This window comes from Pseudomonas sp. HC1(2025), assembly GCF_058742075.1.
In genome coordinates this window covers 4,038,836-4,064,019 of sequence record NZ_CP196017.1, presented here as the reverse complement: position 1 = coordinate 4,064,019, position 25,184 = coordinate 4,038,836, and the positions used below count along the sequence as shown (strand labels likewise).

The window sequence follows — 25,184 nt, the reverse complement described above, 5'->3', positions numbered from 1 at the left end:
TCGGGTTGGTACCCGAACTATCAGCGTGATCCTAAGTGGCTTGTTTTGGTCGCTGCACTTGGCCTTTTGCAAGCAAACTCGGTGTTTTCGCCGGTGGTGTCCCCAAATCGAGGGTGACCAAGCATGCAAGAAAGCGTGATGCAGCGCATGTGGAACAGCGGCTATCTTTCAGGTGGTAACGCTGCCTATGTGGAAGAGCTTTATGAGCTCTACCTGCACGACCCTAACGCTGTGCCAGAAGAATGGCGCACCAAATTTCAGACGTTGTCTTCAGACGGCAACGCTGCCACCGATGTATCGCATGCAACAATTCGCGATCAATTTGTGCTGCTGGCAAAGAACCAGCGCCGCGCCCAACCGGTTTCCGCCGGGAGCGTGAGCAGTGAGCACGAGAAGAAGCAAGTTGAAGTATTGCGACTGATCCAGGCCTACCGTATGCGTGGCCACCAGGCAGCCCAGCTTGATCCGCTGGGGCTGTGGCAGCGTCCTGCACCTGCAGACCTGTCGATCAATCACTACGGCTTGACCAATGCCGATCTTGATACGATTTTCCGTGCCGGCGACCTGTTCATCGGCAAAGAGGAAGCGAGCCTACGCGAAATTCACGAAGCGTTGCAGCAGACATATTGCCGCACCATCGGCGCTGAATTTACGCACATCACCGATTCCGAGCAGCGCCACTGGTTCCAGCATCGCCTGGAAGGCGTGCGTGGCCGTCCGGTGCTGTCTGCCGATGTACGTGGCCACCTGCTTGAGCGCGTCACCGCTGCCGAAGGCCTTGAAAAATACCTGGGCACCAAATACCCGGGCACCAAGCGTTTCGGTCTGGAAGGCGGCGAGAGCCTGATTCCGATGCTTGACGAGCTGATCCAGCGTTCCGGTTCCTACGGCACCAAGGAAATCGTGATCGGCATGGCTCACCGTGGTCGCCTGAACGTGTTGGTCAACACCTTCGGCAAGAACCCGCGCGAGCTGTTCGACGAGTTCGAAGGCAAGAAGAAGGTCGAGCTGGGTTCCGGTGACGTTAAATACCACCAGGGCTTCTCGTCCAACGTGATGACCACCGGTGGTGAAGTCCACCTGGCCATGGCGTTCAACCCATCCCACCTGGAAATCGTTTCTCCAGTGGTCGAGGGTTCGGTACGTGCTCGCCAGGATCGTCGCAACGACTCCACCGGTGAGAAGGTTCTGCCGATTTCCATCCACGGTGACGCGGCATTCGCCGGTCAAGGCGTGGTCCTGGAAACGTTCCAGATGTCGCAGACTCGCGGCTTCAAGACCGGCGGTACCATTCACATCGTCATCAACAACCAGGTGGGTTTCACCATCAGCAACCCGCTGGACGCACGCTCTACCGAGTACGCGACCGACGTTGCCAAGATGATCCAGGCGCCGATCCTCCATGTGAATGGGGATGATCCGGAAGCCGTATTGTTCGTGACCCAACTGGCCATTGACTACCGCATGCAGTTCAAGCGTGACGTGGTCATCGACCTGGTTTGCTACCGCCGTCGCGGTCACAACGAAGCGGATGAGCCTAGCGGCACCCAGCCGTTGATGTACCAGCAGATCTCCAAGCAGCGCACCACCCGTGAGCTGTACGCCGAAAGCCTGACCAAGGCCGGCGTGCTGGATGAAGCGCGTGTTCAGGCGAAAATCGATGAATACCGCAACGCGCTGGACAACGGTCTGCATGTAGTAAAAAGCCTGGTCAAAGAGCCGAACAAAGAGCTGTTCGTGGACTGGCGTCCATACCTGGGCCACGCCTGGACTGCGCGCCACGACACTTCGTTCGATCTGAAAACCCTGCAGGAACTGTCCGCCAAGCTGCTGGAAATCCCGGAAGGCTTCGTGGTACAGCGCCAGGTTGCGAAGATCTACGAAGACCGTCAGAAGATGCAAGCCGGCGGCCTGCCGATCAACTGGGGTTACGCTGAAACCATGGCGTACGCGACCCTGGCGTTCGAAGGTCACCCGATTCGCATGACCGGCCAGGACATCGGCCGTGGTACGTTCTCGCACCGTCACGCGGTATTGCACAACCAGAAAGACGCGGGCACCTACATCCCGTTGCAGCACTTGTATGAAGGCCAGCCACGTTTCGACCTGTACGATTCGTTCCTGTCCGAAGAAGCCGTACTGGCGTTCGAATACGGTTACTCGACCACCACGCCTAACGCGCTGGTGATCTGGGAAGCCCAGTTCGGCGACTTCGCCAACGGTGCCCAGGTGGTTATCGACCAGTTCATCACCAGCGGCGAGCACAAGTGGGGCCGTCTGTGCGGTCTGACCATGTTGCTGCCACACGGTTATGAAGGTCAGGGTCCTGAGCACTCCTCGGCCCGTCTGGAGCGTTACCTGCAGTTGTGCGCCGAGCACAATATCCAGGTGTGCGTGCCGACTACCCCGGCCCAGATCTACCACTTGCTGCGTCGCCAGGTGATCCGCCCGCTGCGCAAGCCGCTGGTAGTGCTGACTCCGAAATCGCTGTTGCGTCACAAATTGGCCATCTCGACCCTGGAAGATCTGGCCGATGGTTCGTTCCAGACCGTTATTCCGGAAATCGACACCCTGGATGCAGCCAAGGTCACTCGCCTGATCCTGTGCAGCGGCAAGGTTTACTACGACTTGCTGGAAAAACGTCGTGCCGAAGGCCGCGAAGACATCGCCATCGTGCGTATCGAGCAGCTTTACCCGTTCCCGGAAGATGACCTGATGGAGGCCATTGCGCCTTACACCAACCTCACCCATGTGGTGTGGTGTCAGGAAGAACCGATGAACCAGGGCGCGTGGTACAGCAGCCAGCATCACCTGCGTCGCAGCATCGGCAACCACAACAAGGCCCTGGGCCTGGAGTACGCCGGTCGTGATGCTTCTGCTGCACCTGCTTGTGGTTATGCATCGATGCACGCCGAGCAGCAGGAAAAACTGCTGCAAGATGCTTTCACTGTTTAACGCCTTCGCGCTGACTGAAACCGAATTTTAAGGACCCACAGATAATGGCTATCGAAATCAAAGCCCCGTCATTCCCGGAATCGGTTGCCGATGGCACCGTTGCCACCTGGCACAAGAAACCAGGCGAGGCCGTCAAGCGTGACGACCTGATCGTCGACATCGAGACTGACAAAGTCGTCCTGGAAGTGTTGGCCGAAGCCGACGGCGTCCTGGGCGCCATCGTTGCCGAAGAAGGTGCAACCGTCCTGTCCAACCAGGTACTGGGCTCGATCGAAGCGGGCAGCGCTGCCGCCGCCGCTCCAGCCGCCGCTGCTGCTGCTCCGGCTGCCGCACCTGCTGCTGCCGCTCCGGCTGCTGGTGGTGAAGATCCAATCGCTGCGCCGGCTGCACGTCAGCTGGCTGAAGAAAACGGCATCAACCTGGCTTCCATCAAAGGCACTGGCAAAGACGGCCGTGTGACCAAGGAAGACGTGGTTGCTGCTGTTGAAGCCAAGAAAAACGCTCCGGCTGCCGCACCTGCCAAGGCTGCTGCCCCGGCTGCCGCTGCGCCTGTGTTCGCCGCTGGCGACCGCACCGAGAAGCGCGTGCCAATGACCCGTGTGCGTGCCACCGTGGCCAAGCGCCTGGTTGAAGCACAGTCGAACATGGCGATGCTGACCACTTTCAACGAAGTCGACATGACTGAAGTCATGGCCCTGCGTTCGAAGTACAAGGATCTGTTCGAGAAGTCCCACAACGGCGTGCGCCTGGGCTTCATGTCGTTCTTCGTGAAAGCGGCCACCGAAGCGCTGAAGCGTTTCCCGGCAGTCAACGCTTCCATCGACGGCAGCGACATCGTTTACCACGGTTATGCAGACGTCGGCGTTGCCGTCTCCAGCGATCGTGGCCTGGTGGTACCGGTCCTGCGTAACGCCGAACTGATGAGCCTGGCTGAAATCGAAGGCGGCATCGCTGGCTTCGGCAAGAAAGCCCGTGACGGCAAGCTGACCATCGACGAGATGACCGGCGGTACCTTCACGATCACTAACGGTGGTACTTTCGGTTCGATGATGTCGACCCCGATCGTCAACCCGCCGCAAGCTGCGATCCTGGGCATGCACAACATCATCCAGCGTCCGATGGCCATCAACGGCCAGGTCGTGATCCGTCCGATGATGTACCTGGCGCTGTCCTACGATCACCGCCTGATCGATGGTAAGGAAGCCGTTACGTTCCTGGTGACCATCAAGAATCTGCTGGAAGACCCGGCTCGCCTGCTCCTGGATATCTGATAGAAGCAGCTTCAAGTTGCGGGCTACAAGCTGTAGGAAAAATCAGCTTGGCTTGCAGCTTGGAGCTAAAAGCTTGTCGCAAATAGAGGATCTATTTTCATGACACAGAAATTTGACGTTGTAGTGATCGGTGCGGGCCCTGGCGGCTACGTGGCCGCCATCAAGGCCGCACAACTGGGCTTCTCGACTGCGTGCATCGAAAAATACACTGACAAGGAAGGCAAACTGGCCCTGGGCGGTACCTGCCTGAACGTCGGTTGCATTCCTTCCAAGGCGCTGCTGGACAGCTCCTGGAAATTCCACGAAGCCCAGGACGGTTTTGCCATCCACGGCATCAACCACGCTGGCGTGACCATGGACGTGCCAGCAATGGTCGGCCGCAAGGCCAACATCGTCAAAGGCCTGACCTCTGGCGTTGCTACCCTGTTCAAGGCCAATGGCGTCACTTCCCTGCAAGGTCACGGCAAACTGCTGGCCGGCAAGAAAGTTGAAATCACCAAGCCAGACGGTTCGACCGAAATCATCGAAGCCGAGAACGTGATCCTGGCTCCAGGTTCGCGTCCAATCGACATTCCACCGGCTCCTGTTGATCAGAACGTGATCGTCGATTCGACCGGCGCCCTGGAATTCCAATCGGTACCGAAACGCCTGGGCGTGATTGGCGCTGGCGTAATCGGCCTGGAGCTGGGTTCGGTCTGGTCCCGCCTGGGTTCGCAAGTGACCGTGCTGGAAGCCCTGGACACGTTCCTGCTGGCTGCCGACACCGCGGTGTCCAAAGAAGCGCTGAAAACCCTGACCAAACAAGGTCTGGACATCAAGCTGGGCGCACGCGTGACCGGTTCGAAAGTCAACGGCGAAGAAGTTGTCGTGACCTACACCGACAAGGATGGCGAACAGACCATCACTTTCGACAAGCTGATCGTTGCCGTTGGTCGCCGTCCAGTGACCGCTGATCTGCTGGCCTCTGACAGCGGCGTGACCATCGACGAGCGTGGTTTTGTCCACGTCGACGATCACTGCGCTACCACCGTGCCTGGCGTCTATGCCATCGGTGACGTGGTTCGCGGCATGATGCTGGCACACAAGGCATCCGAAGAAGGCATCATGGTGGTTGAGCGCATCAAGGGTCACAAGACCCAGATGAACTACGACCTGATCCCTTCGGTTATCTACACCCACCCGGAAATTGCATGGGTCGGCAAGAACGAACAGCAGTTGAAAGCTGAAGGCGTTGAAGTTAACGTCGGCACCTTCCCGTTTGCCGCTTCTGGCCGTGCCATGGCAGCGAACGACACTGGCGGTTTTGTCAAAGTCATCGCTGATGCCAAGACTGACCGCGTACTGGGTGTCCACGTAATTGGCCCAGGCGCAGCAGAACTGGTTCAGCAGGGCGCTATCGGTATGGAATTCGGCACCAGCGCCGAAGACATCGGCATGATGGTTTTCTCCCATCCGACCCTGTCTGAAGCGCTGCACGAAGCCGCGTTGGCAGTGAATGGCCATGCCATCCACATTGCCAACAAGAAGAAGCGCTAAGCGAGATAATAAGAAACCACGGCGGTTGCCCGTCGTGAGCCTTGCGCGCAAGACTCACCGCGGAATATCCGCTGGACGCAGTCTTGCGCAGCTTTGCCGGCCCTAGGGCAGCGAAGTTGGGCAAGCAGCAGTCACAGGTGGCGCGGCACTCATAATGAGCGCAGCGCCGAATGCGCAGTACCTAACGAAGACGGTAAAAAGCATGAATCTTCACGAGTATCAGGGTAAGCAGCTGTTCGCTGAGTACGGCCTGCCAGTTTCCAAGGGCTACGCAGTAGACACCCCGGAAGCAGCAGCAGAAGCTTGCGACAAAATCGGCGGCACTGAATGGGTTGTCAAAGCCCAGGTCCACGCTGGTGGTCGCGGTAAAGCGGGCGGCGTTAAGCTGGTTCGCAGCAAAGAAGACGCCAAGGCCTTCGCACAGCAGTGGCTGGGCAAGCGTCTGGTGACTTACCAGACTGACGCCAATGGCCAGCCAGTCACCAAGATCCTGGTTGAATCGTGCACTGATATCGCTAAAGAGCTGTACCTGGGCGCTGTCGTTGACCGTTCGAGCCGTCGCATCGTGTTCATGGCTTCCACCGAAGGTGGCGTGGACATCGAGAAGATCGCTCACGAAACCCCAGAAAAAATTCTGAAAGCCACTATCGACCCACTGGTTGGCGCTCAGCCATTCCAGGGTCGCGAGCTGGCTTTCCAGCTGGGCCTGGAAGGCAAGCAAGTTGCCCAGTTCGCCAAGATCTTCGTAGGTCTGGCCAAACTGTTCCAGGATCACGATCTGGCCCTGCTGGAAGTGAACCCGCTGGTGATCAAGGCTGACGGCGATCTGCATTGCCTCGATGCCAAGATCAACATCGACGCCAACGCCATGTACCGTCAGCCTAAGCTGAAGACTTTCCACGATCCGTCGCAAGACGATCCGCGCGAAGCGCACGCTGCCAAGTTCGAACTGAACTACGTAGCCCTGGAAGGTAACATCGGTTGCATGGTCAACGGTGCTGGCCTGGCCATGGGTACCATGGACATCGTCAACCTGCATGGCGGCAAGCCAGCCAACTTCCTCGACGTAGGCGGCGGTGCCACCAAAGAACGCGTTACCGAAGCGTTCAAGATCATCCTGTCCGACTCCAACGTCGCTGCAGTACTGGTCAACATCTTCGGCGGCATCGTTCGTTGCGACATGATTGCCGAAGGCATCATCGGTGCAGTGAAAGAAGTCGGCGTGAAAATCCCGGTTGTTGTACGCCTTGAAGGTAACAACGCTGAACTGGGCGCTAAAGTACTGGCAGAAAGCGGTTTGAACATCATCGCTGCTACCAGCCTGACCGACGCTGCTCAACAAGTTGTCAAAGCTGCGGAGGGCAAATAATGAGCGTCCTGATCAATAAAGACACCAAAGTTATCTGCCAGGGTATTACCGGTTCGCAAGGTAGCTTCCACACCCAGCAAGCCCTCGAATACGGCACCAAGATGGTCGGTGGCGTCACTCCGGGCAAAGGCGGCACCGAGCACCTGGGCCTGCCAGTGTTCAACACCGTGAAAGAAGCTGTTGCTCAAACTGGCGCCACCGCCAGCGTGATCTACGTTCCAGCTCCTTTCTGCAAGGATTCCATCCTGGAAGCAGCATTCGGCGGCATCAAGCTGATCGTTTGCATCACCGAAGGCATTCCTACCCTGGACATGCTGGACGCTAAAGTTAAGTGCGACGAGCTGGGTGTTACCCTGATCGGCCCTAACTGCCCAGGCGTGATCACTCCAGGCGAATGCAAGATCGGCATCATGCCAGGTCACATTCACTTGCCAGGTAAAGTCGGTATCGTTTCCCGTTCCGGCACCCTGACCTACGAAGCTGTGAAGCAGACCACTGACGCCGGTTTCGGTCAGTCGACTTGCGTCGGCATCGGCGGTGACCCGATCCCAGGCTCGAACTTCATCGACATCCTGAAACTGTTCCAGGAAGACCCGAAGACCGAAGCGATCGTAATGATCGGTGAGATCGGCGGTTCGGCTGAAGAAGAAGCGGCTGCCTACATCAAGGCACACGTGACCAAGCCGGTTGTTTCCTACATCGCTGGTGTGACTGCCCCTGCGGGCAAGCGCATGGGCCATGCTGGCGCAATCATCTCTGGCGGCAAAGGCACTGCGGACGAGAAGTTTGCTGCCCTGGAAGACGCAGGCGTAAAAACCGTGCGTTCGCTGGCAGACATCGGCAAGGCTTTGTCCGAGCTGACTGGCTGGGCGATCAAGTAAGCCTCGCGCTTAACTGACGCTTCACCACACAAAGGCCACCTTCGGGTGGCCTTTGTGCATTCTGCAGGTTGCTGAAGATCAAAATGTGGGAGCGGGCTTGCTCGCGAATGCGGTGTATCAGTTGATACATTCGGTGCTGACCCACCGCATTCGCGAGCAAGCGCGCTCCCACATTTGTTTGTATTACCAAGTTAAGTATGAAAACGCGACATCAAAGTGTCGCTTATCGGACAGTCCGCCCTGCAACAGTGCGTTTGTCAGACAAATTCGGTACTCTTGCCGCCTCTTTATGCGCCCGCATCCCAAAAGGAAGCCGCGTGCTAGACCGGTCGGTCCCCATAAGGGCCGGCAGTATTTCCCTCATCCATAGGGAATCCCCCTCTAAATTCCGATTCAGTAGTGTGGTATTTCCTCAAATGAAAGTGTTGAAAGGCCAGGATATCCTGGCGTTGGGCTTTATGACTTTTGCGCTGTTCGTGGGCGCCGGTAACATCATCTTCCCGCCTATCGTTGGTTTGCAGTCCGGGCCCCATGTCTGGATGGCAGCGCTGGGCTTCCTGATCACTGCAGTCGGCCTGCCGGTGGTCACGGTCATCGCCCTGGCCAAGGTCGGCGGTGGCATGGACGCTTTGAGCAGCCCTATCGGCAAGGTCGCCGGTGGCATCCTGGCTGCAGCGTGCTACCTGGCAGTCGGCCCGCTGTTCGCCACGCCACGTACCGCAACAGTCTCCTTTGAAGTCGGCCTGGCGCCACTGACCGGCGAAAGCCCGCTGGCACTGTTCCTCTACAGCTCGGTGTACTTCCTGCTGGTGTTCTTCATCTCCCTGTACCCAGGGCGACTTTTGGATACCGTCGGCCGCTTCCTCGCGCCGCTGAAGATCATCGCGCTGGCGGTCTTGGGCATCGCGGCCTTTGCCCTGCCTGCGGGTGATATTGGCGTTGCTACGCCAGAGTACGTCGCCGCACCGTTCTCCCAGGGCTTTATCAATGGTTACCTGACCATGGATACCCTGGGCGCACTGGTGTTTGGCATCGTGATTGTCAACGCCATCCGCTCCCGTGGCGTTGAATCGCCACAGCTGATCACCCGTTACGCGATCATTGCCGGACTGATTGCCGGCCTCGGCCTGGCACTGGTGTACATCAGCCTGTTCCGCCTCGGTTCGGGCAGCCATGAAGTGGCTGCCGGTGCAGCCAACGGCGCAGCGGTACTGCACGCCTACGTACAACATACCTTCGGTTCCCTGGGCAGCGGCTTCCTCGCGGTGCTGATTTCCCTGGCGTGCCTGGTAACAGCCGTGGGCCTGACTTGTGCCTGCGCCGAGTACTTCAGCCGCGTGTTGCCACTGTCCTACAAGACCCTGGTGGTGATCCTCGCCGCATTCTCGCTGCTGGTGTCCAACCTGGGCCTGACCAAGCTGATCGCGTTCTCGATCCCGGTCCTGACCGCGATCTACCCGCCGTGCATCGTTCTGGTCGCCCTGAGTTTCTGCAAGGATTTCTGGCATGAGCATGGCCGTATCCTTGGCCCGGTGATGCTGGTTTCGTTCATCTTCGGCACCATTGACGCACTCAAGGGCGCAGGCCTGGCTGGCTGGATGCCCACTCAAATGGCGAACCTGCCATTGAGCGAACAAGGCCTGGCCTGGCTGGTGCCTTGTGTGATCACCCTGGTGGCTGCATTCGGGGTCGACCGCATGCTCGGCAAGCGCAGCGAAGCCATCGCTTAAAGCGTTCGTTACACGCTGACATCGAAATGCCCCGTATCTATCGATCCGGGGCATTTTTTATGGGCGCTCGGCGGTGTCTTTTTTTGCAGGCTAACGTCGAAGGGGTTATGAGTTTTCCAGATCAGGAACACGGTCAGTGTGGGAGCAGGCAAGCCCCACATTGTCCGAGTGAGCCAGCCCTATTGTTTAGAGGACCCGCATGTCATTTGTCGAAGCCAACCTGATCCACCTGCTTGCTGCGCTGTGGTTTGTCATCTGCTGGGGCGGCTACACCCGCTACGCCAGTTGGAAAGCCCGTGACACTGCCTGCCTCGCCAGTGTGTTGCATCTGTATCGCGAAGACTGGATGCGCCGCATGCTCCTGCGCGACAACCGCATCGCCGATGCCAGCGTGATCGGCAACCTGGAGCGCAACGCCTCGTTCTTTGCCTCCAGCACCCTGATCATTCTCGCCGGTATCCTCACCGTGCTGGGAGCATCGGAGCGCGCGGTGTCGCTGCTGGCGGACATTCCCATGGTGCAGCAGGCATCCCAGGGCATGTCGGAGATCAAGCTGCTGTGCCTGGCCCTGGTGTTTGTCTATGCCTTCTTTACCTTCAGTTGGTGCATGCGCCAGTACAACTTCGCCGCCATCCTGATTGGCTCGGCGCCGATGGTCGGTGAGCGCCACGTCTCCGAGCAGGAGCGCAAGGCGTTTGCCTCGCGGGCGGCGCGGGTGATCTCCATGGCCGCCAACCAGTTCAACTTCGGCCTGCGTTCCTATTACTTCGGCATGACCATGCTCGCCTGGTTTGTCAGCCCCTGGCTGTTCATGCTGATGAGCAGCGGGGTGGTGCTGGTGTTGTATCGGCGTGAATTTCATTCCGACGTTCTGGAAGTCATGGTCTATACCCCTACAGAGGCACCGATGCCTGAAGCGAACAAGGAGGCAACATCGTGAGTATTCCGTTCTGGTGTGTGTTTATCAGCGCGTTGCTGATTTTCGTGGCGCGCATGCCGGTGGGCAAGGCCATGAAAGAGCAGGGCGGGTATGACAACCATCTGCCTCGCCATCAACAGGCACAACTGACCGGCTTTGGCGCGCGGGCGGTGGCTGCTCATCAAAACAGTTTTGAAGCGTTTATTTTGTTTGCGGTGGGGGTATTGATGGCCCATACCACCCAGACTCAGGGCTACCTGATTGACTGGCTGGCGATCATCTTTGTGATTGCGCGGGTAGTCTATCTTGCGTGTTATTGGGCGGACTTGGCGTGGCAACGCAGCCTGGTGTGGCTGGTGGGGTTGCTGTGTTCGCTGTTGTTGATGCTTAGTCCGACATTTCGCACTTTGCTGATCTGATAAAAGTCTCGCGCAAAGTAAAGCCCGCTATTAAGCGGGCTTTCTTTTGCAACATGGTATTTAAACCGCGGTATCAGGAACCGGTTGCAGGTGTAGCGGGTGCAGCTTCTTTAGCGGCGGCAGCGTCAGATTCAGCTTGGGCTTTGGCGGCTTCGGCGTTTTCTTTTGCAGCGTCGTTCACTTTATCCTGAGCTTCGCTCATTTTTTCCTGAGCTTGTTCAGCATGCTGGTTGGCATCCTGAGCTTTGTCCTCGGATTTTTTATCGCAGGCAGCGAGGCCAAGGGCGGCAGCCAACATCAAGGAAACAGCGAAAGTCTTGCGCATGGGGTGTTTCTCCTTATTGAAGATATCTACTGGCCTTTCGAGCATGGGGTGCACGCATTAGTTCCTTTAATCCCACAGATATATAAGCCGTTTTGCCAAGGAACTTTCTTCCGGGGTATTTGTTTCGCCGGATCACTACTAATAAGAGTCTTTATCCAATGACCGATAGCCCCCTTTTAGAGCGTGCCGCACGTTTTGTCTCAGCCCTGCGCCACTGTCAGGTGCTGGGGATCCAGGTACATGATGCAAACACCGAGGGCATGACCTTGTACCTGCCCTACAGCCCGCAGATCGTCGGCGATCCGCAAACCGGGATCATCCATGGCGGCGCCTTGACCTCGCTGATGGACACCGCCTGTGGCATGGCCACCCTGTGCGTGCTGCCGGAGTTCGAGGTCTGCCCGACCCTGGATCTGCGCATTGACTACATGCACCCGGCCGAGCCGCACAAGACGGTGTTTGGCTTTGCCCAATGTTATCGGGTGACCACCGATGTGATTTTCACCCGGGGCTTTGCTTACCAGGACGATCCCCAGCAGCCGATTGCCCATGTAGTGGGCACGTTCATGCGCATGGGCAAGCGATTGAAGGGCACCAAGGGGCTGGGCAGTAGCATCAAGGGAGAACAGGCATGACCCATCAATTCAAGACCCGGATGCAGCAGGCCCACCAACGCGGCGACTATAAGGCGTTGCTCGAGTTGATTCCCTATGCCCGCCTGATCGGCGTCGAGTGCACGCGACTGGGGGATGAGTTGTTGTTCCGCATGCCGGCGAACAAGGACAATATTGGTAACCCGATATTGCCGGCCATCCATGGCGGGGTGATCGCAGGGTTTATGGAGTTGTCGGCGGCCTTTCATCTATGGGTGGCTACAGGCACCCCACGGGTTGAAACAGGCCTGCCGAAGATCGTCGATTTTTCCCTGGATTACTTGCGGGCCGGGCAGTTTCGCGACACCTACGCAACCTGCCAGGTGTGGCGCCAGGGACGGCGGGTGGCCAATGTGGCGATCACTGCCTGGCAGAGCACCCCTGCCGAGCCCATCGCTACCGCTCGCGCGCATTTCAAGATTCAGGAGCAGGGCCACCCTTGAAATCCTGGTCTTAGCCCCCAACTTTGATGACAACCCGCCGCCAACCCTCTAGGGCGCGGCCACTGCCATCCAATTGGAGTTTGATGACCATGAGTGTGGAAACTCAAAAGGAAACCCTGGGCTTCCAGACCGAGGTGAAGCAACTGCTGCACCTCATGATCCATTCGCTGTATTCCAACAAGGAAATCTTCCTTCGCGAATTGATCTCGAACGCCTCTGACGCTGTCGACAAATTACGTTTCGAAGCCCTGTCCAAGCCTGAGTTGCTGGAAGGTGGCGCAGAACTGAAAATCCGTGTGAGCTTCGACAAGGACGCCAAGACCGTCACGCTCGAAGACAACGGCATCGGCATGAGCCGTGAAGACGCGATTACCCATTTGGGCACCATCGCCAAATCCGGCACCGCCGACTTCATGAAGAACCTCTCGGGCGATCAGAAGAAAGATTCGCACCTGATCGGCCAGTTCGGCGTGGGCTTCTACTCGGCCTTTATCGTCGCCGACAAAGTTGAAGTGTTCAGCCGCCGCGCCGGTCTCGACGCCAGCGAAGGCGTGCACTGGTCTTCCAAAGGCGAGGGCGAATTTGAAATCGCCACCGTCGATAAGGCTGATCGCGGTACCCGCATCGTGCTGCACCTGAAGTCCGGTGAAGACGAATTCGCCGATGGCTGGCGCCTGCGCAACATCATCAAGAAGTACTCCGACCACATCGCGCTGCCCATCGAACTGCCGAAAGAACAAGCGGCGGCCGAAGGCGAAGAGGCTCCTGCCCAGGAGTGGGAAGTGGTCAACCGCGCCAGCGCCCTGTGGACCCGTCCGCGTACCGAGGTCAAGGACGAGGAGTACCAGGAGTTCTACAAGCACATCGCCCATGACTACGAAAATCCGCTGAGCTGGAGCCACAACAAGGTCGAAGGCAAGCTGGAATACAGCTCGCTGCTGTACGTCCCGGCCCGCGCTCCGTTCGACCTGTACCAGCGCGAAGCGCCGAAAGGCCTGAAGCTGTATGTGCAGCGCGTATTCGTGATGGATCAGGCGGAATCCTTCCTGCCGCTGTACCTGCGCTTTATCAAGGGCGTGGTTGACTCCAACGACCTGTCGCTGAACGTGTCGCGGGAAATCCTGCAGAAAGACCCGATCATCGACTCCATGAAGTCGGCGCTGACCAAGCGTGTGCTGGACATGCTGGAAAAACTGGCGAAGAACGAGCCTGAGCAATACAAGGGCTTCTGGAAAAACTTCGGCCAGGTCATGAAGGAAGGCCCGGCAGAAGATTTCGCCAACAAGGAAAAAATCGCCGGCCTGCTGCGTTTTGCCTCGACTCAAGGCGAGGACGGCGAGCAGGTGGTGTCCCTGGCCGAGTACCTGGCGCGCGCCAAGGAAGGTCAGGACAAGATCTACTACCTGACCGGCGAAACCTACGCCCAGGTCAAGAACAGCCCGCACCTGGAAGTCTTCCGCAAGAAAGGCATCGAAGTGCTGCTGCTCACCGACCGTATCGACGAGTGGCTGATGAGCTACCTCAGCGAGTTCGACGGTAAGTCCTTCGTCGACGTGGCCCGTGGTGACCTAGACCTGGGTAACCTGGACTCCGAAGAAGAGAAGAAAGAAGCCGAAGAAGTGGCCAAGGCCAAAGAAGGCCTGGTTGAGCGCATCAAGACCGCACTGGGCGATGCCGTCAGCGAAGTGCGGGTTTCCCACCGTCTGACCGACTCCCCGGCGATCCTGGCCATCGGCGAGCAGGACCTGGGCATGCAAATGCGCCAGATCCTTGAAGCCAGCGGGCAGAAGGTGCCGGATTCCAAGCCGATCTTCGAATTCAACCCGGCTCACCCGCTGATCGAGAAACTCGACGGCGAGCAGAGCGAAGAGCGTTTTGGCGACCTGTCGCACATCCTCTTCGACCAGGCGGCCCTGGCCGCAGGGGACAGCTTGAAAGACCCGGCCGCCTACGTGCGCCGACTGAACAAGCTGTTGGTTGAACTGTCGGTTTAACAACGCTGCAAGAAAACCCCGCTTCGGCGGGGTTTTTCGTTCTCGTGCATATCAACTGGAGAAGATGATGAGCCAAGTCACCGTGCGTTCCGTGGTCTATCAGATTGATGGCCAGTCTTATGAAAGCCGCCTGGCCTTCGATGCCAGCCACACGGACCCGCTGCCGGGCCTGTTGATGGCGCCGAACTGGATGGGCGTCAGCGCAGGCGCCGAAGAGATCGCCAAGGCCGTGGCCGGCAAGGGCTATGTGGTGTTGATCGCCGATCTGTACGGGCAACAGGTGCGCCCGTCCAATGGCGATGAAGCTGGCGCCGCGATGATGCCGTTGAAAAATGACCGTGGCTTGCTGAACAAGCGCATGCAGGCGGCTTTTGCGCAACTGCAAGGTCAGGCCGAAGCCGCGGTCGATACCTCGAAGCTGGCGACCTTTGGCTTCTGTTTTGGCGGTTGCTGTTCACTGGAGCTGGCACGTACCGGGGCGTCGCTGAAGGCAGCGGTGTCGTTCCATGGCACCCTCGACACGCCAAACCCGGCGGATGCCAAGCGCATCAAGGGTTCGGTGCTGGTGCTGCATGGTGCGTCTGACCCGTTGGTGCCCAAGGAGCAGTTGCCTGCCTTTGAAGATGAGATGAACGCGGCCGGGGTGGATTGGCAATTGCTGAGCTACGGTGGCGCGGTGCATTCGTTCACTGACCCGCAGGCGAATGTGCCGGGCAAGATGATGTACGACGCCAAGACTGCCGGGCGGGCGTTCCAGGCGATGCATAATTTGTTGGATGAAGTGTTCAAGGGCTGAATATTTAGCGCCTGAGTTGGCCCCATCGCGGGCAGCCCGCTCCCACATTTTGGAATGCATTCCAAGTGTGGGAGCGGGCTTGCCCGCGATAGCTATCTCAGAGGCAACTCAATTCTCCCTGTCTCCCCTGGCACCGTCGGCCAATCCCCAGCCGCCCAGCGCTGGCGAGCCTGTTCGATCAACGCCGGATCACTGGCGACAAAGTTCCAGTTGATCCGCCGAGGCCCATCCAGCGGCGCGCCGCCGAAGATCACCAGATGGCAGTCGGTTTCGGCAAACAGCGTCATGCTCTGGCCCGCCGGCAACACCACCAGGCTATGGACTGCCAAAGGTTCGCCATCCAACTGCGCATCACCGTCGAGCACATACACCGCCCGTTCCTCATGCTCATCAGGAATCAGCAGGGTGGTGGCGGTTTGCATATGAGCCTCGGCATACAGCGTCGGCGACAGCACCGGCACCGGTGATTCCAGGCAAAAGCCATTGCCGGCGATCATGCGGATCGCCACGCCGAGGTTGTCACTGACCGGCAAGCTGTTGGCAGGGTGATGGCTGTAATGCCCCGGCCCTTGCTCGTGTGCCTTGGGCGAGGCCAGCCACACCTGCAGGCCATGCAGCTCGAACCCCTTGGCCTTGAGCGCGTCAGGTGTGCGTTCGACGTGGGCAATGGCGCTGCCGGCGGTCATCCAGCTGACATCACCGGCCTGCACCACTTGATCGGAGCCGAGGCTGTCTTTGTGCAGCAGTTCGCCTTCAAACAGGTAGGTGAGAGTGGACAAGCCGATATGCGGATGCTGGCGGATATTCATGCCACTGCCGGGGGCGTAGCGGGTTCGGAGCATATGGTCGAAAAACACGAAAGGCCCGACGCTGCGGCATTCCCGCGAGGGCAGCGGGCGCAGGATCGGTTGGCCTTCGACATCTTCGGCGCGCGGGCGAATCACGGTCACGGTGGTCATGGAGCGTCCCTGTCTGAGCGGGTTTGTAGGGCTTGAGCATAACCCGCCAGACAGGGAATCGGTGTTATTGGCTGAACGCGCCTTCGGCAAGCCGGGTCTCGATGCTGATCTCGGCGGTAGTCATCAGTTTATGCACCGGGCACTTGTCGGCCACGCGATGCAGCTCGGCGCGCTGCTCATCGGTGAGCACGCCCTTGAGGGTCAGCTTGACGTTGAGCTTGTACTTGCCCTTTTGTTCCTCGGTGCTTTCGTGGGTGACTTCTACGGTCACACCGGTCAGGGGGATGTCCTTTTTCTGCGCATACAGCTTGACGGTCAGCGCCTTGCACGAGGCCAGCGCCGCGTCGAAGTAATCGTGGGGCGAGGGCGCCGAGTCGTCGCCACCCAGGGTCTTGGGCAGGTCGGTAAACAGCTCATGGTTATTGATGTTGACGCTATGGCGAAAGTTCTCGGTGTTCAGCGTATTGACGATAACAGGCATGGCAAGCCTCACTAGGTGGCAGGATGAAGGTCATGCAGTTATAGAGCATGCTGGCACCTGAGTGTTCCGCGTTTTTTATCGGATGAACCCCGGCACGCCGTCGCAGGTCTACCGCACTTATCCCCTGTTGAGGTTTTACCGTGCCCTGGACCCGCCTGCCCCTCGTCCTGTTGCTTGCCGCCAGCAGCCTTGCCGTACAGGCCCGCGACTATGCCTACAGCGACGCGCACCTGCATTACGTCGACTTCTTCCAGGAGACAGCTGGCATGGACAAGCTGCTCAAGGCCATGGCCGACAATCGCATTGAGCATGTGATGATTTCCGGCGTCCCGGTGGCGAAAAAATGGCATGAAGACGAACCCAAGCGCCCGCGCTATTACGCCGGGGATGACGCGGATGCCTACTGGTACAGCGCCACCGATGTGATCGTCGCCGCAGCGGTCAGCAAGCTGGCCCCCGAGCAGCGCCAGCATTTGCACCCGTTCCTCAGCGGCTTCAACCCCAATGACAAGAACTCCGAGGCCCATATCCAGCGCATGCTCGACCTCTATCCGGGCCTGTGGCAGGGCATCGGCGAAGTGTTCACCCGCCACGATGACCTGACCGCGCTGACCTCCGGTGACACGCCGCGGGCCAATAACGAGGCCATGACGCGCATCTATCACCTGGCCGCCGAGAATGACCTGCCAGTACTGGTGCATTCCAACATCACCTCCAAGCGCGAACGCAACCCCCTGTATCTGGCAGAAATCGAAGAACCACTGCGCAATCATCCGCACACCCGGTTTATCTGGGCCCATGCCGGCACCAGCATGGAAATCCACCGGCACCAGACGCAGTTGGATTTCCTGTTGCCGACCTTGAGCCGCATGCTTGAGGCGTATCCCAACCTGTACATCGACCTGTCCTGGAGCGTGCTCACGCCGTACTTGCTCGACGATGCGGGAAAGCCCCGGCCGGAGTGGTTGAAACTGGTGGAGCGCTTCCCGGAGCGCTTTATGCTGGGGTCTGATGTTGTAGGGCGGTTCAATAAGTTGGGTAAGGAAATGCGCAGCTTCAATCCCTTCCTCGATGCCTTGCCTGAAGACGTCGCGCGAAAAGTCGCACGGGACAATTTCCTGGCGATCTTGCCCAAGGCGCGCTGATCGGGTTTGTCATCGTCCCGTCATACCGGTGTCATAAGCTCCCGCCATCTCACTCAAGGAGCCCACTATGCACCTCACCCGTTTAAGCGCCCTGGCGGCATTGATGATGATCAGCGGCCTGGCTGGCGCCGAAGTCCGTATTGAAGGCCCGGTAGAGTTCGGCGTGTTCGAAGGCCCGAAAGCCGAGTTGCAGTCGGGCGAGCGTGTGTTGCGCCGCAGCAACGAACAGATCCAGGCCACTACCGTGGTGCCGGCCAAGCTGGGCACCAAGTTCGGCCTGCGTTATCAGTTGTTGGGCAAGGTCGCCGAAGACACGCCGCTGACCTTGCTCTATTTCACCCCAGGCATCCGCACGGCTGATGGCCAGCGGCATGACAAATTCGAAGTGACCCAGAAACTGGTGCCCGGTGCGCCTCAGGACGTGATGGCCTACGAGTTCACCGAAAGCCACGAGGTGGTGCCGGGCGAGTGGCGATTCATGGTGTTCCAGGGCGATCGCCTGCTGACCCAGAAGAGCTTTACCGTGCGCTGAATCGCTACAGTCATGGGCTAGGCAGATAAAGGCGTTTTGATATCGCGTTTTCGTCTTACGCAAAAAGTCGAAGACGCCGATACCTTTCAAGAGCAACCCGCTGCAGGTGGATGCAGCGCTTTTGGAAGGAGTCCGAGCAATGAGTATCCGAAGTCTCAATATCGCTCCACGTGCAGGCCTGGGTTTTGGATTGTTGGCGTTGATGGTGTTTGTGCTCGGCGGGTTCGCCTTGGTGCAAATGGCCAATATGCGTGCGCAGTCGGACCAGGTGGAAACCAACTGGCTGCCCAGCGTGATGGCCGTCGGCGAAATGAATCAGGACCTGCTGCGGGTACGGGCCTTGACCTTGCGACTGTTGGTCAACCGCGACCCACAGGCGGTGGCGCAGAATGAACAGAAAATCCTCGATATCAAAAAGCAGTTGCACAACGCGCAGTCGCTGTACGATGCCCTGATCGTCCTGCCCCAGGAGCGGGTGCTGTTCGACCGCTTCAAACTCGAGGAGCAGCAATACCTGCAACGCCAGGAGCAGGTCATGGCGTTTTCCCGGCAGAACCAGGTGGAAGACGCGATCAAGGTGGTCAACGGCGAGATGAACCACCTGGCCGACGCGTTGGCCGGCACCCTCGGCGAACTGGTTACCCTCAACAAGGTCAGCGCCAACCAGGCGGCCACCCTGGCCCAGCAAGTGTTCAGTCAATCGCGAGTCTGGGTGATCGGCATGATTGCCCTGACCGCGCTGATTACCGTGGGACTGGCGGTGTTGTTGACCCGCAGCATCGTATTGCCACTGGCGCAGTCGGTGAGGGTCGCCCAGGGGGTGGCCAGCGGCGACTTGACCGGCGAGATCACCGTCAGCGGCAAGGACGAGCCAGCGCGCCTGCAACAGGCGCTCAAGAGCATGCAGGAAAACCTGCGCGAGACGATCCTGCGTATTTCCCAATCCTCCAGCCAATTGGCCTCTGCTTCCGAGGAGCTCAGTTCGGTCACCGAAGACGCCACCCGTGGCCTGCACCAGCAAAGCCAGGAAATCGAACAGGCCGCCACGGCGGTCAATCAGATGACCGCCGCGGTGGAGGAGGTGGCCAGTAACGCGGTGGCTACCTCCCAGGCCTCGCGCGAATCCGATCGCATTGCCCAGCAGGGGCGCGAGCAGGTGCATCAGACGGTGCTGTCGATTGAGTCCCTGGCCGACGACGTGACCGCCAACGCCACCCAGGTCGAGGACCTGGCGCAGAAGGTGTACGGCATCAGCAAGGTGCTGGATGTAATCCGCGCGATTGCCGAACAGACCAATCTGCTGGCGCTGAATGCGGCGATCGAGGCGGCGCGGGCCGGCGAGGCCGGGCGTGGTTTTGCGGTGGTGGCCGATGAAGTGCGGGCCCTGGCCCATCGCACCCAGCAATCGACCCGGGAAATCGAGCAGATGATCGGTGGGATTCAGCAGGGCACCGATCAGGCGGTCAGCGCCATGCAACAGAGCAACGGTCGGGCGCGAGCGACCCTGGACATTGCCAAGTCAGCGGGCACTGCGCTGGAGGAGATTGCCTCGGCGTTTACCCTGATCAATGAGCGCAACCTGGTGATTGCCAGCGCCTCGGAGCAGCAGGCAGCGGTGGCGCGGGAGGTGGATCGCAACCTGATGAATATTCGCGACCTGGCGATGCAGACCTCGGCGGGGGCGAACCAGACCAGTGCGGCGAGTCATGAGCTGTCGCGCTTGGCGGTGGATTTGAACACCATGGTGGCGCGGTTTTCGGTGTAAGGCTTTAAACCGGGTTGGCCCCATCGCAGGCAAGCCAGCTCCCACAGTTGACTGAGTTGGAATGCGATCAATGTGGGAGCTGGCTTGCCTGCGATGAAGACGACTCGGCCTTGAATAAACCCCCGCCCAATAAAAAACGCCCCGAACCAGTCGGGGCGTTTTCATAAGCACAACCTGCGGGGTATTACTTACCCTGCCAGCGCTTGAGCACCAGGGTGGCATTGGTGCCGCCAAAGCCGAAGCTGTTGCTCATGACCGTGTTGATGGTGGCATCTTCACGGGTCTTGGTCAGGATCGGCATATCAGCCACGGCTGGGTCCAGCTCTTCGATGTTGGCCGAACCGGCCATGAAGTTGCCTTCCATCATCAGCAGGCAGTAGATCGCTTCGTGAACGCCGGCGGCGCCCAGGGAGTGACCCGACAGGCTCTTGGTGGAGCTGATGGCCGGAGCCTTGTCGCCGAATACCGCACGCACGCCTTCCATTTCCTTGGCATCGCCCACCGGAGTGGAGGTGCCATGGGTGTTCAGGTAGTCGATTGGCGTATCCACGGTGGCCATGGCCATCTGCATGCAACGGATGGCACCTTCGCCGCTTGGCGCAACCATGTCATAGCCGTCGGAAGTCGCGCCGTAGCCGACGATTTCCGCGTAGATCTTCGCGCCACGGGCCAGGGCGTGTTCCAGCTCCTCGACCACCACCATGCCACCACCACCGGCGATGACGAAACCGTCACGCTTGGCGTCGTAGGCACGGGAGGCTTTTTCCGGGGTTTCGTTGTACTGGGTGGACAGCGCGCCCATGGCGTCGAACAGGAACGATTGGCTCCAGTGTTCTTCTTCACCGCCACCGGCGAATACGATGTCTTGCTTGCCCAGCTGGATCTGCTCGACCGCAGTACCAATGCAGTGAGCACTGGTGGCGCAGGCGGAGGAGATCGAGTAGTTCACGCCCTTGATCTGGAATGGCGTGGCCAGGCATGCGGAAACGGTGCTGCCCATGGTCCGCGTGACGCGGTACGGGCCAACGCGCTTGACGCCTTTCTCGCGCAGGATGTCCAGCGCTTCCATCTGGTTCAAGGTCGACGCGCCACCGGAGCCTGCGATCAGGCCGGTGCGTACGTTGGACACCTGGTCGTCGCTCAGGCCGGAGTCGGCGATTGCGTCTTTCATGGCCAGGTAGGCATAAGCTGCGGCGTGGCCAACGAAGCGATAGATCTTGCGATCGATCAGTTCTTCGAGGGGGAGGTCGATGGAGCCGGAAACCTGGCTACGCAGACCCATTTCGGCATATTCCGGGTTGAAGCGGATGCCAGGGCGACTTGCACGCAGGTTAGCGGAGACGGTCTCTTTGTCATTGCCCAGGCACGAAACGATGCCCAGACCAGTGATAACGACGCGGCGCATGCGGATAACCCTTAAAAGTTGTCAGTGGAAGTGAACACGCCGACGCGAAGGCCTTCGGCGGTGTAGATCTCGCGACCGTCGACAGTCACCGAACCGTCGGCAATGGCCAGGTTCAGCTTGCCCTTGAGGACGCGCTTGATTTGAATGTTGTAGGTGACTTTCTTGGCGGTCGGCAGGACCTGGCCAAAGAACTTCACTTCGCCCGAACCCAAGGCGCGACCGCGGCCCGGCAGGCCTTGCCAGCCGAGGTAGAAACCGACCAGTTGCCACATGGCATCCAGGCCCAGGCAGCCTGGCATCACCGGGTCACCTTCGAAATGGCAGGCGAAGAACCACAGGTCCGGGGTGATATCCAGCTCGGCGACCAATTCACCTTTGCCGTACTTGCCACCCTCTTCGCTGATATGGGTGATGCGATCCACCATCAGCATGTTAGGGGCGGGCAGTTGCGCGTTACCTGGGCCGAACAGCTCACCGCGACTGCAGCGCAGCAGGTCTTCCCGGGTAAAGGCGTTTTGTTTGGTCATGCGAGCTCCTCAATAATCCCATGCGGCAGGGCCGGGTAAATCTTCCCGACCGACTGAAGCGTGCTTGCCTCACGTCGGCAGCCTACAGGTAGACTATTGCGTTGTAGTGAAAGTCACAGCATCAAGGACATGAATGTACACTTGTGCACTGAAATTTTAAACCGGACTCATTTATAGGCCCGCTCGGGTGCCTAAGACTGCCGCACTTTCGTGTTTCACGCCAGTCGCAGTTGGCTGATGGTGCTGATCTAATGCACCCAGCGCTGTAGGATTTGCTGCAAATCCGTGCGTTTGAACGGCTTGGCCAGGTAATCGTTCATTCCAGCGGCCAGGCACGCCTCGCGATCGCCCTGTAACGCATTGGCTGTCAGGGCAATGATCGGCAGGTCGGCGCAGCCGGGCAATTGGCGAATCTGGCGGGTGGCTTCATAGCCGTCGATCACCGGTAGCCGGCAATCCATCAGGATCGCCGTGAAAATCAGGCTTTCGGCACTGCGAATCGCTTCGGCGCCATCGGTGGCGATGCTCACCTCGAACCCCAGGCTGCGCAGCATGGCTTGGACCACCGTGCGGTTGACCGGGTTGTCCTCCACCAGCAACACATTGCGACCTTCACCGGCACTGGCTTTGTGCTGGGTGGCTGCGGCGATCTGCGGCAGGCTCTGTTGGTAGATCGCCAGGGGGATTTCCAGGGTGAACACCGACCCCAGGCCTTCTTCGCTCTTGGCGCGCAAGGTGCCGCCCATGCGCTCGGCCAGGGTGCGGGCAATCGGCAGGCCCAGGCCGGTGCCGCCGTAACGCCTGGAGATAGAGCTGTCCGCCTGTTGAAAAGCATCGAACATCAGTTCCAGGCGCTCGGCCGAGATGCCAATCCCGGTGTCGCGCACGGTGCAGGTGAACCACAGCAGTTCATGGTCCAGGGTCTGCCAGTTGGGCTCGACGCTGACCGTGCCCTGCTCGGTGAATTTCAGCGCATTGCCGATCAGGTTCACCAGGATCTGCCGGATCCGCGTCGGGTCGCCCTGCACGCGCAACGCCTCCATGCCCGGCGGGATCGGCAGTTCCAGGACCAGCCCGCGCTGTATGGCACTGTGCTGGAAGGCCTGGGCGCAACTGTTGATCAGGTCCACCAGGTTGAACGGGATATGTTCAAGCTCCAGGGCCGAACGTTCGATACGCGAGAAGTCGAGGATATCGTTGATGACTTTGAGCAGGTGCTCGGTGGACTCCGAGGCCAGCGCGGCGTACTCGGTCTGCTCGTCTGTCATGGATGTGGTTTCGAGCAGTTGCAGCATGCCCAGCACACCATTCATCGGCGTGCGCAGTTCGTGGCTCATCATCGCCAGGAAGTCGGATTTTGCGCTGTTGGCACGCTCGGCTTCCTCGCGCGTCTGGATCAACTGGGCCATGGCCTGCTGCTGTTCGCGGCTGGCGTGGTGCAGGCCTTCGGCAAGGTTGTTGATATGCCGGGACAGATCGCCCAACTCCGAGTCGTCGACAATCGGCAGCGGGGCCCTGTAGTCACCCTGCTGGATCGCCTTGACCGCATGGCCCATGGCGCTGATCGGCTGCGACAGGCTGGCGGCCAGGCGCCGCGCCAGCAGGAAGGTAAAGAGCAGGGCAAACAGGGCGAGGATCGCGGCCTTGAAGAGGATTTCCTGCTGGCGCTGGCTGAAGGCGTCATTGGACATGCCGACGATCACCCGCCCCAGGTAGTCGGCCCGTGGCGCTTTGGATTGCGCGGTGCTGTCCTGGAAAAAATCGTTGCCCAGCTGGATATGCTGCAGACGGATCGGCGCCTGGAAGATTTTCACCGACAGCGAGCGGTCGTGCTTTTCCGATGGCTGCTCCACATACACCAGGATGTTTTCCGCGCTGTCCTGGATTTCCAGGAAGCGCACGTGCGGCGTGGCCAGGGTCGCCCGCAGCAGGCTGTCGAGCACGTCGTTGTTGCCTGAAATCACCCCGTACTCGGTGGCCGGGGCCAGTTGGTTGGCGATCAGTTGGCCGGTGTGGTCCAGTTCCTGGCGCAGATCCTGGATCCGCACGAAGGTAAAGAAGCTGATCAGCAGCAACGTCAGCAACAGGGCCGGGCCCAGGGTGATGATCTGGGTGCGGGTGTTGATATCCCAGCGGCGACGCAAGGTCATGGGTGTTTCTCCCCTTCGGCCAATCGGGTCGCGACGGCGGTCTCGTCCACCTGTTCGATCCCCAGCGAGCGCGCCACTTGCGGGTTGCCCACGACTTTGAAGTGTTCCGGGTACAGCGAGCGCGGCCAACTGGCCGGCGGGCGATCGAGCAGGCGGTCAAGTACATCCAGCCAGTCGGCCTGGTCGCTGTAGGTACTGGCCAGGCTGCCGGCCCGTACGAAGCCGGCGTTGGGCCCGATCAGTGGCAACTGCCTGGCGTAGCTGCTCAGCAGCAGGTTTTTCACCGTCTTTGGGTTGTACAGCTGCGGATCATCCAGCCCCAGCAACACATCGCTGTTTTTGAACAGGTTCAGCAGCGGCCGACTGTCATTAATGTTGTCCCAGTGCTGGGCGACGATTTCCAGGCCCTGGGCCGACGCATGCTGGCGCAACTCTGGCAGCAGGAATTCGCTTTCGCTGCCGTACAGCACGCCGATACGCCGGGCCTGGGGCAGGATATTGGCGATCAGACGCAACTGCCGGTCCAGGGGCGGGTCGCTCCACAGCAGGCTGATCTTGCCAGGCACATGGTTGCCCAGGCGCTCGCGGGCTTGCAGGCGACTGATACGCAGCACCAGGGTGGCCGGACCCTGGGGATCCTGCAGGCGCCAGTCGAGGCTGGGCGGGTCCAGCAGGACCAGGCGGGTGCTGCTCGGCAGTTGGCCGGGGGCGGGCATGTCTTGCAGGGCCTTGAAGGTGACGCTATCGGCAGGGCGTTGCTCGCGCAGGGCCTGGGTGAATGCCTGCACGCCGGGGCCATCCTCGGCGGCGGTCAGCAGGATTTCGGCGCTCCACACGGGCTTGGCCAATGCCAGGCTGGCGAGCAGCAGGCAGCGGCGCCAGAACCTGGCGCCGAAGAGGGCGGTCATCCTTGACTGGGCAGGGTTCAT

22 protein-coding genes and 1 pseudogene are annotated in these 25,184 nt (G+C 59.6%); 16 read left to right on the top strand and 7 right to left on the bottom strand.

Features of this window, described 5'->3' with window-relative positions:
* Positions 1-123 precede the first annotated feature (123 nt).
* From ACSSVH_RS17925 to ACSSVH_RS17890, 8 genes are all read left to right on the top strand, one after another.
* Positions 124-2,955, top strand: coding sequence for a 2-oxoglutarate dehydrogenase E1 component (locus ACSSVH_RS17925; RefSeq protein ID WP_169956474.1), 2,832 nt, complete (start codon positions 124-126; stop codon positions 2,953-2,955).
* 44 nt (positions 2,956-2,999) lie between these two features.
* Positions 3,000-4,226 (top strand): 2-oxoglutarate dehydrogenase complex dihydrolipoyllysine-residue succinyltransferase, encoded by a 1,227-nt coding sequence (odhB, locus tag ACSSVH_RS17920; protein WP_170056980.1) that lies wholly within the window; start codon positions 3,000-3,002, stop codon positions 4,224-4,226.
* A 99-nt stretch (positions 4,227-4,325) separates the two neighbouring features.
* On the top strand, positions 4,326-5,762 hold the full coding sequence (gene lpdA / locus ACSSVH_RS17915; RefSeq protein ID WP_169956478.1) for a dihydrolipoyl dehydrogenase: 1,437 nt from the start codon (positions 4,326-4,328) through the stop codon (positions 5,760-5,762).
* A gap of 202 nt (positions 5,763-5,964) precedes the next feature.
* The gene (sucC, locus tag ACSSVH_RS17910; RefSeq protein WP_003233235.1) at positions 5,965-7,131 is read left to right on the top strand and encodes an ADP-forming succinate--CoA ligase subunit beta; all 1,167 of its coding nucleotides are present in this window, start codon (positions 5,965-5,967) and stop codon (positions 7,129-7,131) included.
* Positions 7,131-8,012 carry a succinate--CoA ligase subunit alpha gene (gene sucD / locus ACSSVH_RS17905; RefSeq protein WP_057438865.1) on the top strand — a complete coding sequence of 294 codons (882 nt, stop codon included), beginning with the start codon at positions 7,131-7,133 and terminating at the stop codon, positions 8,010-8,012. Before sucC ends, sucD begins: the two co-directional genes overlap by 1 nt.
* A 416-nt stretch (positions 8,013-8,428) precedes the next feature.
* Entirely contained in the window at positions 8,429-9,742 is a 1,314-nt protein-coding gene (gene brnQ / locus ACSSVH_RS17900; protein ID WP_169956480.1) for a branched-chain amino acid transport system II carrier protein, read from the top strand.
* A gap of 199 nt (positions 9,743-9,941) precedes the next feature.
* A complete protein-coding gene (locus ACSSVH_RS17895) occupies positions 9,942-10,682 on the top strand; it encodes a DUF599 domain-containing protein (protein WP_169956482.1) in 741 nt (246 codons plus the stop codon).
* Positions 10,679-11,080 (top strand): MAPEG family protein, encoded by a 402-nt coding sequence (locus ACSSVH_RS17890; protein WP_169956484.1) that lies wholly within the window; start codon positions 10,679-10,681, stop codon positions 11,078-11,080. Before ACSSVH_RS17895 ends, ACSSVH_RS17890 begins: the two co-directional genes overlap by 4 nt.
* 73 nt (positions 11,081-11,153) lie before the next feature.
* Here ACSSVH_RS17890 and ACSSVH_RS17885 read toward each other — a convergent pair whose 3' ends face one another.
* Positions 11,154-11,405: a hypothetical protein gene (locus ACSSVH_RS17885; protein WP_029292691.1), complete on the bottom strand. Its 252-nt coding sequence runs from the start codon at positions 11,403-11,405 to the stop codon at positions 11,154-11,156.
* Between the two features lie 158 nt (positions 11,406-11,563).
* On the opposite strand from ACSSVH_RS17885, the gene ACSSVH_RS17880 reads away from it, so the two are divergent.
* From ACSSVH_RS17880 to ACSSVH_RS17865, 4 genes are all read left to right on the top strand, one after another.
* Entirely contained in the window at positions 11,564-12,040 is a 477-nt protein-coding gene (locus tag ACSSVH_RS17880) for a PaaI family thioesterase (RefSeq protein ID WP_169956486.1), read from the top strand.
* The gene (locus ACSSVH_RS17875; protein WP_169956488.1) at positions 12,037-12,501 is read left to right on the top strand and encodes a PaaI family thioesterase; all 465 of its coding nucleotides are present in this window, start codon (positions 12,037-12,039) and stop codon (positions 12,499-12,501) included. The genes ACSSVH_RS17880 and ACSSVH_RS17875 overlap by 4 nt, the downstream gene beginning before the upstream one ends.
* A gap of 89 nt (positions 12,502-12,590) precedes the next feature.
* Positions 12,591-14,495 carry a molecular chaperone HtpG gene (gene htpG, locus ACSSVH_RS17870; protein ID WP_169956490.1) on the top strand — a complete coding sequence of 635 codons (1,905 nt, stop codon included), beginning with the start codon at positions 12,591-12,593 and terminating at the stop codon, positions 14,493-14,495.
* A gap of 67 nt (positions 14,496-14,562) precedes the next feature.
* Positions 14,563-15,291, top strand: a complete 729-nt coding sequence (locus tag ACSSVH_RS17865; RefSeq protein WP_170056982.1) for a dienelactone hydrolase family protein — start codon at positions 14,563-14,565, stop codon at positions 15,289-15,291.
* Between the two features lie 92 nt (positions 15,292-15,383).
* Here the strand turns inward: ACSSVH_RS17865 and ACSSVH_RS17860 are convergent, their stop codons facing one another.
* Both ACSSVH_RS17860 and ACSSVH_RS17855 read right to left on the bottom strand, forming a co-directional pair.
* A complete protein-coding gene (locus ACSSVH_RS17860) occupies positions 15,384-16,250 on the bottom strand; it encodes a pirin family protein (RefSeq protein ID WP_169956494.1) in 867 nt (288 codons plus the stop codon).
* A gap of 64 nt (positions 16,251-16,314) precedes the next feature.
* Positions 16,315-16,731, bottom strand: a complete 417-nt coding sequence (locus ACSSVH_RS17855; protein WP_170056983.1) for an OsmC family protein — start codon at positions 16,729-16,731, stop codon at positions 16,315-16,317.
* Between the two features lie 140 nt (positions 16,732-16,871).
* Here ACSSVH_RS17855 and ACSSVH_RS17850 point away from each other — a divergent pair, with 140 nt between their 5' ends.
* The 4 genes and pseudogenes from ACSSVH_RS17850 (at position 16,872) to ACSSVH_RS17835 (ending at position 20,173) form a co-directional block, all read left to right on the top strand.
* Complete coding sequence (locus ACSSVH_RS17850; protein WP_170056984.1) at positions 16,872-17,876, top strand: amidohydrolase family protein; 1,005 nt, start codon at positions 16,872-16,874, stop codon at positions 17,874-17,876.
* Between the two features lie 67 nt (positions 17,877-17,943).
* The gene (locus ACSSVH_RS17845) at positions 17,944-18,408 is read left to right on the top strand and encodes a DUF3859 domain-containing protein (protein WP_169956500.1); all 465 of its coding nucleotides are present in this window, start codon (positions 17,944-17,946) and stop codon (positions 18,406-18,408) included.
* Between the two features lie 139 nt (positions 18,409-18,547).
* Positions 18,548-19,318, top strand: a pseudogene (locus ACSSVH_RS17840) (MCP four helix bundle domain-containing protein); the annotation flags it as partial.
* Positions 19,310-20,173: a methyl-accepting chemotaxis protein gene (locus ACSSVH_RS17835; protein WP_407073440.1), complete on the top strand. Its 864-nt coding sequence runs from the start codon at positions 19,310-19,312 to the stop codon at positions 20,171-20,173. The pseudogene ACSSVH_RS17840 and the gene ACSSVH_RS17835, both read left to right, overlap by 9 nt.
* Positions 20,174-20,357: 184 nt before the next feature.
* On the opposite strand, the gene fabB is transcribed toward ACSSVH_RS17835, so the two are convergent.
* The 4 genes from fabB to ACSSVH_RS17815 all read right to left on the bottom strand — a co-directional run bounded on the left by fabB (position 20,358) and on the right by ACSSVH_RS17815 (position 25,184).
* A complete protein-coding gene (gene fabB / locus ACSSVH_RS17830) occupies positions 20,358-21,578 on the bottom strand; it encodes a beta-ketoacyl-ACP synthase I (RefSeq protein ID WP_076964821.1) in 1,221 nt (406 codons plus the stop codon).
* 11 nt (positions 21,579-21,589) lie between these two features.
* Positions 21,590-22,105 carry a 3-hydroxyacyl-[acyl-carrier-protein] dehydratase FabA gene (gene fabA / locus ACSSVH_RS17825; RefSeq protein WP_003210552.1) on the bottom strand — a complete coding sequence of 172 codons (516 nt, stop codon included), beginning with the start codon at positions 22,103-22,105 and terminating at the stop codon, positions 21,590-21,592.
* 248 nt (positions 22,106-22,353) lie between these two features.
* Positions 22,354-24,255, bottom strand: coding sequence for an ATP-binding protein (locus ACSSVH_RS17820; protein WP_170056985.1), 1,902 nt, complete (start codon positions 24,253-24,255; stop codon positions 22,354-22,356).
* A complete protein-coding gene (locus ACSSVH_RS17815; protein ID WP_262381072.1) occupies positions 24,252-25,184 on the bottom strand; it encodes an ABC transporter substrate-binding protein in 933 nt (310 codons plus the stop codon). Before ACSSVH_RS17815 ends, ACSSVH_RS17820 begins: the two co-directional genes overlap by 4 nt.

Excerpts from the sequence above, each read along its gene's own strand:
- ACSSVH_RS17925 (WP_169956474.1), top strand. The coding sequence starts at position 124 with ATGCAAGAAAGCGTGATGCAGCGCATGTGGAACAGCGGCTATCTTTCA.
- odhB (WP_170056980.1), top strand. The coding sequence starts at position 3,000 with ATGGCTATCGAAATCAAAGCCCCGTCATTCCCGGAATCGGTTGCCGAT.
- lpdA (WP_169956478.1), top strand. The coding sequence starts at position 4,326 with ATGACACAGAAATTTGACGTTGTAGTGATCGGTGCGGGCCCTGGCGGC.
- sucC (WP_003233235.1), top strand. The coding sequence starts at position 5,965 with ATGAATCTTCACGAGTATCAGGGTAAGCAGCTGTTCGCTGAGTACGGC.
- sucD (WP_057438865.1), top strand. The coding sequence starts at position 7,131 with ATGAGCGTCCTGATCAATAAAGACACCAAAGTTATCTGCCAGGGTATT.
- brnQ (WP_169956480.1), top strand. The coding sequence starts at position 8,429 with ATGAAAGTGTTGAAAGGCCAGGATATCCTGGCGTTGGGCTTTATGACT.
- ACSSVH_RS17895 (WP_169956482.1), top strand. The coding sequence starts at position 9,942 with ATGTCATTTGTCGAAGCCAACCTGATCCACCTGCTTGCTGCGCTGTGG.
- ACSSVH_RS17885 (WP_029292691.1), bottom strand. The coding sequence starts at position 11,405 with ATGCGCAAGACTTTCGCTGTTTCCTTGATGTTGGCTGCCGCCCTTGGC.
- ACSSVH_RS17880 (WP_169956486.1), top strand. The coding sequence starts at position 11,564 with ATGACCGATAGCCCCCTTTTAGAGCGTGCCGCACGTTTTGTCTCAGCC.
- ACSSVH_RS17875 (WP_169956488.1), top strand. The coding sequence starts at position 12,037 with ATGACCCATCAATTCAAGACCCGGATGCAGCAGGCCCACCAACGCGGC.
- htpG (WP_169956490.1), top strand. The coding sequence starts at position 12,591 with ATGAGTGTGGAAACTCAAAAGGAAACCCTGGGCTTCCAGACCGAGGTG.
- ACSSVH_RS17865 (WP_170056982.1), top strand. The coding sequence starts at position 14,563 with ATGAGCCAAGTCACCGTGCGTTCCGTGGTCTATCAGATTGATGGCCAG.
- ACSSVH_RS17860 (WP_169956494.1), bottom strand. The coding sequence starts at position 16,250 with ATGACCACCGTGACCGTGATTCGCCCGCGCGCCGAAGATGTCGAAGGC.
- ACSSVH_RS17855 (WP_170056983.1), bottom strand. The coding sequence starts at position 16,731 with ATGCCTGTTATCGTCAATACGCTGAACACCGAGAACTTTCGCCATAGC.
- ACSSVH_RS17845 (WP_169956500.1), top strand. The coding sequence starts at position 17,944 with ATGCACCTCACCCGTTTAAGCGCCCTGGCGGCATTGATGATGATCAGC.
- ACSSVH_RS17835 (WP_407073440.1), top strand. The coding sequence starts at position 19,310 with ATGCAGGAAAACCTGCGCGAGACGATCCTGCGTATTTCCCAATCCTCC.
- fabB (WP_076964821.1), bottom strand. The coding sequence starts at position 21,578 with ATGCGCCGCGTCGTTATCACTGGTCTGGGCATCGTTTCGTGCCTGGGC.
- fabA (WP_003210552.1), bottom strand. The coding sequence starts at position 22,105 with ATGACCAAACAAAACGCCTTTACCCGGGAAGACCTGCTGCGCTGCAGT.
- ACSSVH_RS17820 (WP_170056985.1), bottom strand. The coding sequence starts at position 24,255 with ATGACCTTGCGTCGCCGCTGGGATATCAACACCCGCACCCAGATCATC.
- ACSSVH_RS17815 (WP_262381072.1), bottom strand. The coding sequence starts at position 25,184 with ATGAACCCTGCCCAGTCAAGGATGACCGCCCTCTTCGGCGCCAGGTTC.